We start from the raw sequence: 14,684 nt of genomic DNA, 5'->3' as shown, positions 1-14,684 counted from the left end.
AACGGAGTGCTTGATGAGTTCTTTGGCCACCGACCACGTCAGCTCTAGCGTCACCGACGAGGATCCGGGCCAACCGTTCGCCCTCTCGCCCGGTCAGACAGCACTGTGGTACGCGCAACGGATTCGGCCCGACATTCCACTCACCATCGCTCATTACGTCGAACTGCACGGCGATCTCGACGTCGGCCGGTTGCTCTACGCGGTGGAGCGGTACGGCGCGGAATCCCAGGTGGGACACGTCCGCCTACTCGAGATCGACGGCGTCCCCCACCAGCGGGTCGACCCCACCTGGCGGCCCGGCTGGGCCCGGATCGACCTCCGCGGCGAAGCCGACCCGCGGGCCGCCGCGCTGGCCTGGATGAACACGCACGCCAGCACTCCGATCGACATGGAGCACGAGCCGCTCACCATCAACGTCGTGTTGCGGATCGGTGACCTGGAATGGTTCTGGTACGAACGCGGACACCACATCGTTATCGACGGTTACGGTGCGATGAACGCCCTCGCCCGCACCGCCGAGATCTACACCGCCGTCGGCGAGCAGCGCGAACCGTCCGTCTCCCGGGCCGCCGCGCTCGTCGACCTCTACGCCGACGAGTCCCGCTACCGTGAGTCCAGCCGGTTCCGCGCCGACCGCGAGTACTGGACGGAACAGCTCGCCGGAGTGGGCGAACCGATGACCCTGTCGTCGGTCACCGCCGCGGGCGACAGCCACGACGCGGGCCGCCACCGCGCCACCGCGGTGCTCGACACCGACCTCGACACCCTGCTCACCGACGCGATCGCCACGCACGGCTCGGCCAATTCCGCGCTGATCGTCGCCGCGCTCGCCGCCTACGTCCGTTCGGTCACCGGCGACCCGGATGTCGTACTGAGCCTGCCGGTTTCGGCCCGTACCACCGTCGCGCTGCGCCGGTCGGCGGGCGTGGTGTCGAACGTCGTGCCGCTGCGCGTCCGTTTCGACGAGCACACCACCGTCGCCGACGTCGTGCGCCAGACCGAACTGCAGATCACCGGCGCCCTGCGGCACCAGCGCTACCGCTCCGACGACATCCGTCGCGACTGCGGGTACTCCCGTGACGCGCGCGGCTTCTTCGGGCCGATGGTCAACATCATGCTGTTCCACGACGAGCTGAAGTTCGACGACATCGCCGGTCAGCTGCACGTTCTCGCCACCGGACCCGTCGAAGACCTCTCGATCAACATCTACAACAGCGACGGCGGCCGCATCCAGCTCGACTTCGAAGCCAACCCGAAGCTCTACGGCGAGACCGAGAACGCCGCCCATCACTCCCGCTACCTCGACTTCCTCGCGCGCTTCCTGGCCGCCGAGCCGACCACCCCCACCTACGCGCTCACCGCGATCACCGAGGCCGAGAACGAGCGGGTGTTGCGGGAGTGGAACGCCACCGAGATGCCGATGCAGGCCGCGACACTGGTCTCGCTGTTCGAGGATCAGGTGCACCGCAGCCCGCACGCCATCGGTCTCGAATTCGGTGACCACACACTCGGTTACACCGAACTCGGTGACCGGGTGAACCAGCTCGCGCGCGAGCTCATCGCGCGCGGCGCGGGCCCGGAGACCACCGTCGGCGTGTGCCTGCACCGCAGCATCGACCTGGTCGTCGGGATCTACGCGGTGCTCGCGACCGGTGCCGCCTACCTGCCGATCGACCCCGAACACCCCGTCGACCGCATGGAAGCGGTAGTGACACAGGCACATCCGGTGTGTGTGCTCACCGCGGACCGCGACGGCGTCCGGCTGCCCGTGGGCACGGCCCGGATCGATCTGGACACCCTCGACGTCAGCGGGAACGACGTCGCGCCGATCACCGATGCCGACCGGCGCGCGCCGCTGCGGCCCGATCACCTCGCCTACGTCATCTTCACCTCCGGCTCCACCGGTAAGCCCAAGGGCGTCGGCGTCACCCATGCCGCGATCGTGAACCGGCTGCGCTGGATGCAGGCCGAATACCCCCTTGACCACACCGACGCGGTCCTGCAGAAGACCCCGGCCACCTTCGACGTGTCGGTGTGGGAGTTCTTCTGGGCGTTGCAGGTCGGTGCGCGCCTGGTGGTCGCCGCTCCCGAAGGGCATCGTGACCCGGCGTACCTTGCCCGGATCATCACCGAAAGGGCTATCACCGCAGCGCATTTCGTGCCCTCGATGCTGTCGCTGTTCGTCACCGACCCGCGGGTGCGCGGCGGGGCGGGACTGCGCCGGGTGTTCTGCAGTGGTGAGGCGCTGCCCGGCGCCACCGTCGCCGATTTCCATGCCGCGCTGCACGGGCCCGACGGCGGACCGGAACTGCACAATTTGTACGGGCCCACCGAGGCCGCGGTCGACGTCACCTACTGGCCGTGCCCGGCCGACGCCACCACGGTGCCGATCGGTTCGCCGGTGTGGAACACCCAGACCTACGTGCTCGACCCGCATCTGCGACCGGTGCCGCCCGGCGTCGTCGGCGAGCTGTACCTGGCAGGCGCCCAGCTGGCCCGCGGCTACCTGGGTCGCCCCGACCTGAGCGCCGACCGGTTCGTCGCCAGCCCCTTCACCCCGGGGCAGCGGATGTACCGCACCGGCGACCTGGCGCGCTGGCAGATCGCCGGTGGTGTGCTGGAGTACCTGGGCCGCACCGACTTCCAGGTCAAGATCCGCGGGCTGCGCATCGAGCTGGGCGAGATCGAATCCGCGCTGCTCGCCCAGGACGACATCGCGCGCGCGGTCTGTGTGGCCCGCACCGGCCGCACCGGCGACGACGAACTCGTCGCCTACGTGGTCGCCGCGCCGGGCACCTCGGCCCCCGACCCCGCCGCCCTGCTCGCGGCGCTACGCCGCGGCCTGCCGTCCTACATGGTGCCCTCGGCGCTGGTCGTGCTCGACGAACTGCCGTTGAGCGCCAACGGCAAGGTCGACCGTAAAGCGCTGCCCGCGCCGGAGGTGGGCGTGCGGGTCACCACCGGCGCCGCCGCGCCGCAGACCGAACTGGAATGCGCGCTCGCGGAGATCTTCACCGAGGTGCTCGCCCTGGACGGCACCGCGATCGGTGTCGAGGACAGCTTCTTCGACCTCGGGGGCAACTCCCTGATCGCCGCGCGCGCGGTGGCACGGATCAACACCACCCTCGACGCGAACGTGACCATCAGGGAGATGTTCGAGTCGCCCACGATCGCCGCGCTGGCCGGATACATCAGCACCCACCGGTCCGAAACGTCGACGCCGAAACTGGTTCCCGCGCGCAGGCCCGAACGGGTGCCGTTGTCGCTGGCCCAGCAGCGGCTGTGGATCCTCAACCGGTTCGCCGAACACGCCGCGGCCTACAACATGCCCCTGGCCCTGCGGCTCACCGGGCACCTCGACCTCGACGCGCTGCGCGCGGGCCTGCGCGACGTCCTCGAGCGCCACGAGAGCCTGCGCACCAGTTTCCCGGAAGGCCCCGACGGCCCGTACCAGCTCATCCACCCGGCGGCCGGGATCGAACCCGAACTCGCGCCGATCGACGTGGCCGCCGCCGAGATCACCGCGCTGGCCGCGCAGGTGGCGGGGCGCGGTTTCGATCTGAGGACCGAGACACCACTGCGGGTCGCGCTGTACCGGGTCGGCGCCGACGAGCACCTGCTGCTCGTGGTGCTGCACCACATCAGCGGTGACGGCTGGTCGGTCGCCCCGCTGGCCAGGGACCTGATGGTCGCGGTGTCGGCGCGCGCGGGCGGTGCCGCACCGCAGTGGGCGGCCCTGCCGGTGCAGTACGCCGATTTCGCGATGTGGCAGCGAGAACTGCTCGGTGAGGAAACCGACCCCGAGGCGCCCATCGCGCGCCAGCTCGGGCACTGGCGCGGCACTCTGGCCGGGCTACCCGATCAGCTCGACCTGCCGCTCGACCGACCACGGCCATCGCAGCGTGGCACCGGTGGGGACACCGTCGAATTCGTCATCGACGCCGAAACCCGGCGTGCGGCAGCCGAACTCGCGACCGGTCGCGGGGTGAGCATGTTCATGGTGCTGCACGCGGCGCTGGCCACCCTGCTGGCCCGGGTGTGCGCGAGTACCGACGTCACCATCGGCACGCCCATCGCGGGCCGCTCCGATCCGGCCCTCGACGAGCTGGTCGGCATGTTCGTCAACACCCTGGTGTTGCGCACCGACGTCGACCTCGCCGCCGGGTTCGACCGCATGCTCGATCTGGTGCGGGAGACCGACCTCGACGCTTTCGCCAACCCCGATGTGCCGTTCGAACGGCTCGTGGAACTGGTCAACCCCGATCGCTCGACCAGTCGGCACCCGCTGTTCCAGGTGATGCTGTCCTACGACCGCACTCCCGAACTGCGCGTCGAATTGCCCGGTGTCACCGCCGAACTGGTGCCGATCGAGATCGGCGTCGCCAAGTTCGACCTGCAGCTCGAGGTCCGCGACAACCACGACGACGGACCGTTGCACGCCGAATTCGGTTTCGCCACCGACGTTTTCGATCGCGCCACGGTGGAGGCCATGGCCCGGCGGTTCACCACCCTGCTGGCCGCCGCCGTCGCCGCACCCGCCACCGCGATCGGCGACCTCGAGGTGCTCGACAGGCGCGAGATCGCCCGGCTGGTACCCGTGGCCGGTGCGCCGGCCGAACCGGCGGGCACCCTGGCCCGGCTGCTCAGCGACACCGCGCAGCACCTGCCCGACTCGGTGGCGGTGCGCTACCTCGGCTTCGACACCACCTACCGGGAACTCGACGAACGCTCGAACCGGTTGGCGCGCAGCCTCATCGCGCACGGTGCCGCGCCCGAAACGGTCGTCGCGGTCGCGCTGCCGCGCAGTCTCGAGTCGATCATCGCCATCTGGGCGGTCGCCAAGACCGGCGCCGCGTACGTGCCCATCGACCCCGCCTACCCGGCCGAGCGCATCGCGCACATGATCGGTGACTCCCGCGCCATGCTCGGGCTCACCCTGCCCGAACACCTCGCCGCGCTGCCCACTGCCACCGGGAAGCACCGGTCGGCACCGGAGTGGATGGTCTTCGGCACGGCCGATTTCGAAGCCGACTGCGCGATCCGGTCGGCCACTCCGCTCTCCGACGCCGACCGGCGCAATCCCATGCGAGCCGGTCAGCCCGCGTATCTCATCTACACCTCCGGCTCGACCGGCACTCCCAAGGCCGTCGTGGTGACCCATGCGGGCATCGCCTCGCTGGCCAGCGAACAGACCCAGCTGTTCAAGGTGACCGACCACGCGCGCACCATGCACTTCTCCTCGCCCAGCTTCGACGCCTCGGTGCTCGAACTGCTGCTCGGGTTCGCCGCGGGCGCCACGATCGTCGTCGCCCCTGCCGATCTCTACGGCGGTGCGGAGCTGGCCGGTTTCCTGCGCTCGGAACGCATCACCCACGCGTTCATCACCCCGGCCGCGCTGGCCACGGTGCCCGCGGGTGACTTCCCGGTGCTCAACACGGTCATCGTCGGGGGCGAGGCGTGCTCGGACGAACTGGTCGACGCCTGGGCCACCAGATACCGGATGCACAACATGTACGGGCCGTCGGAGGCCACCGTCGCGGTCACCGCGAGCGCGGCCATGGTGCCGGGGGCGCCGGTGCCGCTCGGCGGGCCCGTGCGCGGCATGCGGCTGTTCGTCCTCGACGGCCGGATGAACCCGGTGCCGCCGGGGACACCGGGCGAGCTGTACGTCTCGGGGCCTGGTCTGGCCCGCGGGTACCTCGGCAAGCTGGCCCTCACCGCGCAGCGGTTCGTCGCCAACCCGCACGGCCGGGTGGGCGAAAGGATGTACCGCACAGGCGATCTCGTGGTCGCCGAGATGACGGGCCGCCTGCGTTTCCTCGGCCGCGCCGACGACCAGATCAAGATCCGTGGTTTCCGCATCGAACTGCGCGAAATCGATCATGTGCTGCGCGAGCACCCGGGCGTGCGGTCCGCGCTGACTGTCGTCCATGTCGACGAGCAGGGGCAGCAGCGGCTCGCCTCCTATGTCACCGCCGACGCCCCGATCGACCCGGCCGCCGTGCTCGACACCGCCCGCGCCACGCTGCCCGGCTACATGGTGCCCGCCGCGCTTGCGGTGCTCGACGCGATGCCGGTCACCCCGGCGGGCAAACTGGACCGAAAGGCCCTGCCCGCACCGGAATTCGTGGTCACCGGCGGTTCGCGCGCGCCGCGCACGCACCTCGAGATGCGGGTGGCCGCGGTGTTCACCGAGATCCTCGGCCGCCCGATTCCGGGGGCGGAGGACAGCTTCTTCGACATCGGCGGCAACTCGCTGCTGGCCACCCGGCTCGCCGCCGCGCTGCACGCGGACTTCGAGGTGGACCTGCCCGTCCGGCAGATCTTCGAGGCGCCGACCGTGGCGGGCATCGCCCGGCTGATCACGGAAGCGCCCCGGACGCAACGGGTGGCGCTGGCGGTACACACCCCGCGCCCGGGACGCATACCACTGTCGTTGCCGCAGCAACGGCTGTGGTTCCTGAACCGATTGTCTCCCGAATCGAGCGCCTACAACATCGCATTCGTCTTGCGAATCGGCGGAGATCTGGACATCGCCGCGCTGCGCGGCGCGCTCGCCGACCTGGTGGAGCGTCACGAGGTCCTGCGCACGGTCTTCCCCGAAGATCTCTCCGGCGCCCAGCAGGTGATCCTGCCACTCGCGCAGGCGATGCCGGCGATCGAGGTCGTCGACACCGCACCGGACCGGGCACACGCGACACTGACCGCACTGGCCCGCACGGGATTCGACCTCACCCGGCAGACGCCGTTGCGAGTGTCGTTGCTGCGCACCGCATCCGGCGAACACCTGCTCGGTGTCGTGGTGCACCACATCGCCGCCGACGGCTGGTCGCTCGGGCCACTGACGCGTGACCTGGCACTGGCGTACGTCGCCCGGACCGGCGGCGTGGCAGCCGAACGCGCGCCGTTGCCGGTGCAGTACGCCGACTTCAGCCTGTGGCAGCGGGCGGTCCTCGGCACCGAGGACGATCCGGACAGCATCACCGCCACCCAGCTCGCGTTCTGGCGCGAAACCCTGTCCGAACTGCCCGATGAGCTGCCGCTGCCGTTCGACCGGCCCCGCCCCGTCGAACCCACCGGCACAGCGGGCACCGTGACCTGCCAGGTCTCGGCACCGCTGCAGCAGGCGCTGGACGAGCTCGCGAGCGCCACCGGTGTCAGCCTGTTCATGGTCGTGCGCTCGGCGCTGTCGGTGCTGCTGCGCAGCGTGACCGGCGGACGCGATATCCCGATCGGGACCCCGGTCGCCGGACGCACCGACATCCAGCTCGACGATCTCGTCGGCATGTTCGTCAACACCCTGGTCCTGCGCTCCGATGTCGACCCAGGTCGCAGCTTCACCGAATTGCTGCACGCCGACCGCGACGCCGAGCTGGCGGCTCTCGCCCACGCCGATGTGCCGTTCGAGCGGGTTGTCGACGCGCTCGGCCGGGAGAGCAGGGCGAGCAACCGGCACCCGCTGTTCCAGGTCGCGCTCAGCATGCAGGACGAGCGCACACCCGAACTGGAACTGCCCGGGCTGCGGCTGTCCGCCGAAGAGCTCGATATCGAGCTGGCCAAATTCGATCTGGAACTGCGGGTGGCGCCCGCCGACGAGAACGGGCTGCGGTTCGACTTCGTCTACGCCACCGAGCTGTTCGACGCCGCCACCATCGACACGCTCGCCTACCGGTTCGTGCAGATTCTCAGCCAGGTGACCGCCGACCCACAGCGACTGGTGTGCGATATCGATCCGCTCACGGTGTTCGAACATCGCGACCGGGTGCCCGCACAGGGGCCTGCCGCGGTCACGCCGGTCATCCTGGCCGACATCCTCGAGGGTGCCGCGGCGCAGTATCCGCACCGACCGGCGCTGCGCTGGTTCGCCGACGGCAGCGTCGCCGGTGCGGTGGGCGAGCTCGACTACGCCGAGGTCGCCACCCGGGCGCACCGGCTCGGCCGGGCACTGATCGCCCGTGGCATCGGGACCGGTGACCGGGTGGCCGTCGGCCTTACCCGTTCCCTGGACTGCGCCCTCGCCATCTTCGGCGTCGCGGCGAGCGGTGCCGCGTTCGTGCCGGTCGACCCGCGCTATCCGGCCGACCGGGTGCGGCATATGCTCACCGACTCCGGCGCCCGCGCGGTCCTCACCGCCCGCGCGGACGCAGACGCTTTGCGCGAAGCCGCGGGGCCGATCGACACCCAGTGGTTGCTGATGGACGGCGACGAGCTGAACGTCGAGCTGGCAGACTACGAGGGCTCGCGGATCACCGACGCCGAGCGCATCCGTCCGGTGCGCACCGCCGACCTGGCCTATCAGATCTACACGTCCGGCTCCACCGGTCTGCCCAAGGGTGTGACGGTCACGCACGGCGGTCTCACCAGCCTCGCGCTCGACCTGCGCGAACGCATGGGTCTCGACCGGTTCTCCCGGACGTTCTTCTTCTCCACGCCCAGTTTCGACGTCTCCGTCCTCGACATGCTCCTGGCCGTCTACTCGGGCGCCGAGATGGTGATCGGCCCGATCGACATCTACGGCGGCGACGAACTCGGCGCGCTGCTGGAACACGAGCAGATCACCCACACCTTCCTGACGCCCGCGGTGCTCGGCTCGATCGACGCCACTCGCTGGCCGCTGCCGATGCTGCGTGGTCTGATGGCCGGTGGTGAGGCGGTGCCACCGGACCTGGTGGCGAACTGGGCGCCGGGCCGGCGGTTCGTGAACGCCTACGGGCCCACCGAGTTCACCGTCATCGCCGCGATGTCGGAGCTGCGCGTGGGTGCCCCGGTGGCCATCGGAACGCCGGTTCGCGGTTCACGGGCGCTGGTGCTCGACGAGCGGCTGCGGCCGGTCGTCACCGGCGTACCGGGCGAGCTCTACATCGGTGGCGCGGGCATCGCGCAGGGCTATCACGAGCGCTACGGTCTGACCGCGGGACGATTCATCGCCGACCCGTTCGGCCCCGCGGGCAGCCGGATGTATCGCACCGGCGACGTCGTGCGCTGGACCGCTGGCGGGGAGATCGACTACCTCGGCCGCAGCGACCACCAGGTCAAGGTGCGCGGGTTCCGGATCGAACTCGGCGAGATCAGCGCCGTCCTCGGCAGTCATCCCGAGGTTCGCTTCGCCCACACCGAGGTCCGGCGGATCGCGGGTGACGATCGGATCGTCGCCTGGATCCAGCTCGACGAGGGCACCGACCCGGCGGAGGTCGCGGCGGTGAAACGGCACGCGATGGCCCGGCTGGCCGGGCACATGGTGCCCGCGTCGCTGAACGTGATCGATCGAGTGCCACTCACGCCGGTCGGCAAGCTCGACCGCACCGCGTTGCCGGAACCGGAATTCACCGCCACCGCGGGCCGGGCGCCGGAGACCGAAGCCGAGCGGACCGTCGCGCGGGTGTTCGAGGATCTGGTCGGGGCGAGCGAGGTCTGCGCCACCGACAGCTTCTTCGACATCGGCGGCAACTCGCTGCTGGCCACCCAGTTGGTGGCCCGCCTGGCCGCGGCCAGCAATGTGCGCCTCGAGGTGCGCACGGTCTTCGCGACACCGACGGTCGCCGAACTCGCCGCGCTCATCGAATCCGGACCGTCCGGCGACGAGGACCGGCCGGATCTGGTGCCCCAGCGGCGACCGGAGCGGATCCCGTTGTCCGCGGCGCAGCGCCGGCTGTGGTTCCTCAACCGGTTCAACGCGGGCGCCGACGGCGACGGTCAGTCGGCGGGGGCCTACAACATCCCCGTCGTGTTGCGACTGCACGGCACCATCGATCTCGATGCGCTCATCGCGGCTTTGCATACGGTGCAACGTCGACACGAGACGCTGCGGACGGTGTTCCCGGAAACCGCGGGGGAGCCCGAGCAGATGGTGCTCGACCCGGCGATCGCCGCCGTGACGCTGTTCCACGCGACGGCCGCCGCACACGAGGTCGACACCGCCGTAACCCGTTTCGCCACCCCGGGGTTCGACCTGTCGGCCGCGGTGCCGATGCGGGCGGCGCTGATCAGCGTCGACCAGACCGGGCAGTCGGCACCGGCCAAGGCCAAGTTCGCCGTCGCGCGGTCGACCGAGCATGTGCTGGTGCTGGTCGTGCACCACATCGCGATGGACGGCTGGTCGCTCGAGCCGCTCGCCGCCGAAGTGGCCGCCGCCTACCGTGGCATCCAGACCGGTGAGCCGTTCGGCGAACAGATCCCGGCGGTCCAGTACGCCGACTACACCCTGTGGCAGCAGGAACTGCTCGGCACCGAGGACGATCCGGACTCGCTGATCAGCAAGCAGCTCGAGCACTGGCAGTCCGCGCTCGACGGGCTGCCCGAATTGCTCACTGTGCCCGCCGACCGGGCGCGTCCGCCGGTGCCCTCCTATCAGGGCGGCACCGTCGACTGCGCGGTCGACGCGGCCACCCACCGGGCGCTGCGCGGCATCGCCACCGCGAACAACGTCAGCATGTTCATGGTGCTGCACGCGGCGCTCGCGGTGCTGCTGCACCGGGTCACCGGGACCGGGGACATCGCCGTGGGCACGGCCAGTGCGGGCCGCGGACATCCGGCGCTCGACGCGATGATCGGCATGTTCGTCAACACCCTGGTGCTGCGCACCGAAGTAGCCGACGAGCGCGCGTTCATCGACCTGCTGCGGACCGTCCGCGACAGCGACCTCGACGCCTTCGCCAATGCCGACCTGCCCTTCGAACGGCTCGTCGAGGTGGTCAACCCGGCGCGCTCCCAGTCCCATCACCCGCTGTTCCAGGTGATGCTGTCGGTCCGCAACACCCCGGTGCGGATGCTGGAACTGCCCGGCCTGCGGATCGAGGCCGTCGACGCCGACGCCGGAATCGCCAAGTTCGACCTGCAGTTCACCTTCACCGAAACCCAGACCGCCGACCGGGTCGGCGACGGTATCAGTCTGTCGGTGAACTACGCGGCCGACCTGTTCGACGAGGTCACCGCGCGCAGGCTCGGCGATCGCCTGGTTCGGCTGCTCACCGCTGTGGCCGCCGACCCGAATACCGCGGTGGGCGACCTGGCGCTGCTCGACGCGGTCGAGTGGACGGCGCTGGCGCCGGTGCACGGCACCCGCGCCGAACCGCCGGTCACCTTGGCCGCGGTGTTCGGCGCCGCCGTCGCCCGCTCCCGTGACGGGGTCGCGTTGTGCGCCGGGGACACAGTGGTCACCTACGACGCCCTCGATCGCTGGACGAACCGCCTCGCTCGCGTCCTCATCGGTCAGGGCATCGGGCCCGAAAGTCTGGTGGCCCTCGGTGTTCCGCGCTCGGTGGAATCGGTGGCGACCATGCTGGCCGTCGCCAAGGCCGGTGCCGCGTTCGTGCCCGTCGACCCGAACTACCCGCCGCAGCGGATCAGTCACATGCTCACCGACTCCGCCGCGGCACTGGGTCTGACGCTGCTCGAGCACCGCGATCGGCTGCCCGCCGACACCCGCTGGCTGGTCCTGGACGACCCGCAGACCAGGGCCACCGTGCTCGGCACCGACGATTCGCCGATCACCGACGCGGACCGGATCCGCCCACTGCGCCTGCACAATCCGGCGTACGTGATCTACACGTCGGGCTCCACCGGCACCCCGAAGGGCGTCGTCGTCACCCATGGTGGCCTGTCGAACTTCGCCGGCGAGACCGCCGACCGCTTCGACGTGCGGCCGGGTAGCCGGGTGCTGCACTTCGCGACCCCGAGCTTCGACGCCGCCATGCTCGACATCCTCTTCGCGCTCGGTGGCGCGGCGACGCTGGTGATCGCTCCGGCCGGCGTGGTCGGCGGCGAGGACCTGCGACAGCTGTTCATCCGGGAACGGATCACCCACGCGTTCATCACCACCGCCGCGCTCGGCACCGTCGACCCGACCGGTGTGCACTCCCTCGCCCACGTGCTCACCGGCGGTGAAGCGCTACCGCCGGAACTGCTCGCCCGCTGGGCGCCGGGCCGCAATTTCTACAACGTGTACGGCCCCACCGAGACGACCATTGTCACGCTGATGCCACAGCCGATGAGCCCGCAGGGCACGATCACCATCGGCGGGCCGATCCGTGGAGTCGCGGCCAGCGTGCTCGACCGGCGACTGCATCCGACACCCATCGGTGTCACCGGTGAACTGCAGCTGGCAGGCTCGGCGCTGGCCCGCGGCTACCTCAACCGGCCGGGGCTCACCGCCCAGCGGTTCGTGGCCGATCCCTACGGCGCGCCGGGCGAACGGATGTATCGCACGGGCGACCTGGTGCGCTGGCGGGACGGCGCGAAGTCGGCGCTGGACGTGGAGTACGTCGGCCGTACCGACCATCAGGTGAAGGTCCGCGGTTTCCGGATCGAACTCGGCGAGATCGACGTCGCGTTCGCCCGGCACGCCGAGGTCGAGCTCGCGCTCACCATCGGCCACACCACGCAGGCCGGCGTCACCGCCCTGGTCTCGTACGTGAAGGCGCGCAACGGAACCGCGCCGAGCGTGCCCGAACTGCTCGAGCACGTCGCCGGGCACGTGCCGAATTACATGGTCCCGCAGGCGATCATGCTGCTCGACGAGGTCCCGCTGAGTCCGGTCGGCAAGCTCGATCGGGCCCGGCTGCCCGAGCCGGTGTTCACCGCGTCCGGTGGCTACCGCGCGCCGGTGACCGCCGCCGAGATGGCGCTGTGCGCGGTGTTCACCGAGGTGCTCGGGGTCGAACGGGTCGGCGTGGACGACGGGTTCTTCGAACTCGGCGGCAACTCCCTGCTGGCCACCAAAGTCGTTGCGGCACTGCGCGAGCAGGGCTACGACATGCCCGTGCAGATGATGTTCGGCGATGCCACGCCCGCGGCCATCGCGGCCAAGCTCGACGACATCGACCCGGACGCGGTGATCGAGGCGGCCACCAGCCCGGTGCTGGCCATCCGCCCGTCCACCAGCCCGCACGACACCCCGCTGTTCTGCGTGCACCCGGCGATCGGTCTGGCCTGGTGCTACGCGGGACTGCTCGCGCACCTGGCCCCCCAGCGACCGGTGTACGGCCTGCAGGCGCCGCACGTGTCCGGCGACGACGGCTTCACCTCGATCCCCGAAGCCGCCGGACACTATGTGGCCCATATCAAGTCGATCCAGCCGCACGGCCCCTATCACCTGCTCGGCTGGTCGCTCGGCGGCCTGATCGCCCAGGAGATCGCGGTCCAGCTGCAGGACGCGGGCGAAGATGTCGCGTTACTCGCGATGATGGACAGCTATCAGCTCGGCGACCGCTGGCTCGACACCTCGATGCCCAGCGTCGCCGACATCCTCGGCGAGTTCGGCGCCGACCTGGTCGACGGCGCACCGTTGCCCGCCGACCTCGACCTGAACGAAGCGGCGGATCTGCTGCGGGCCAAGGCGGGCCCGTTCGCCGCGCTGTCGGTGGACCACCTGCAACGCCTCTACACCGGCTACGCCGACGGCACCGTCATGGCCAACCGGTTCCGGCCGCGCTCCTTCGACGGCGATCTCGTGTTCTTCACCGCCGCGGCGGACGAGATCAATGCCGCCGATCCGAACCGGTCTGCCGAAGCCTGGCAGCCGTTCGTCACCGGCAACATCCACAACCACGACCTGCCCTGCAGGCACGCGGCGATGACCACCCCGGAATCGCTGGCGGCGATCGGCCCTGTGCTGCATCGCCACCTCGATGCCGTCCCGGAGATCACCGTGTGCGGCAGCGGCCAGAAGGAGATGCGTCCGTGAGTCTCGCGGTAGAAGTGCGCGGCCTTGCCAAGAGTTACGGCAAGGTACGCGTGCTGAAAGAGATCGACCTGGAGATACCGGCAGGCACCGTGCTCGGCCTGCTCGGGCCCAACGGCGCGGGCAAGACCACGACCGTGCGGATCGTCACCACGCTGTTGCGGCCCGACGCGGGCTCGGTGCGGGTCGCCGGCATCGATGTGCTGGCCGACCCGGCCACCGCGCGCACCAGGATCGGGTTGTCCGGTCAGTACGCAGCGGTCGACGCGAACCTGACCGGCTACGAGAACCTGCGCATGGTGGCGCGCCTGTACGGCATGGGCCGCAAGCAGTCGGTGGCGCGCGTGGAGGAACTGCTCACCGCGTTCGGCCTCGACCACGCGGCGGGCAGGCGGGCGGGCACCTACTCCGGTGGCATGGCACGTCGCCTCGACCTGGCCGGTGCGCTGGTGGCGCGACCGCCGGTGGTGGTGCTCGACGAGCCGACCACGGGCCTCGACCCGCGCGGGCGCCTCGACATGTGGGGGGTGATCGGTGATCTCGTCGACGACGGCACCACCGTCCTGCTCACCACCCAGTACCTCGAAGAGGCCGACCTGCTCGCCGACCGGATCACCGTCATCGACAAGGGCACGGTCATCGCCCGTGGTTCGGCCGACGAACTCAAGACCTCCATCGGCGGTGACCGGCTCACCGTCACCCTCGCCGCCGGGCAGAGCCCGATGTCCGCGGTCTCGGTCCTGCAGCAGGTCGGCGTCGGCGAACCGATCCACGAGCCGGGCAGCGACGAAGTGTCGGTGGTGGTCGGCAACGGGTCGCGCACGATGGTCGAAGCGCTGCGCCGCCTCGACGACGCCGGAGTCTGCGTCCTGGACGCGAACGTCGTGCGCCCGACCCTCGACGACGTGTTCCTGTCCCTCACCGGCACCCCGGCCGAGCCGATGCCCGAACCCGAAACCGACGATGTGCAAGAGGAGATCCTGTCGTGAGTGCCCCCGACGTCGCG

At 70.4% G+C, this 14,684-nt stretch carries 2 protein-coding genes; both read left to right on the top strand.

Annotated elements, in window-relative coordinates; genetic code table 11:
• The first annotated feature begins 13 nt into the window (after positions 1–13).
• A complete protein-coding gene (locus tag ACWZHB_RS14695; RefSeq protein ID WP_427908497.1) occupies positions 14–13,681 on the top strand; it encodes an amino acid adenylation domain-containing protein in 13,668 nt (4,555 codons plus the stop codon).
• On the top strand, positions 13,678–14,667 hold the full coding sequence (locus ACWZHB_RS14690) for an ATP-binding cassette domain-containing protein (protein WP_427908496.1): 990 nt from the start codon (positions 13,678–13,680) through the stop codon (positions 14,665–14,667). The genes ACWZHB_RS14695 and ACWZHB_RS14690 overlap by 4 nt, the downstream gene beginning before the upstream one ends.
• Positions 14,668–14,684: the final 17 nt, after the last annotated feature.

Source organism: Nocardia sp. FBN12, from assembly GCF_054031145.1.
The sequence above is the reverse complement of the archived record's forward strand: the minus strand, read 5'-3'. Positions and strand labels throughout refer to the sequence as shown.

What these genes read in the sequence shown, in the direction of transcription:
- ACWZHB_RS14695 (WP_427908497.1), top strand. Translation starts at nt 14, where the DNA reads ATGAGTTCTTTGGCCACCGACCACGTCAGCTCTAGCGTCACCGACGAG.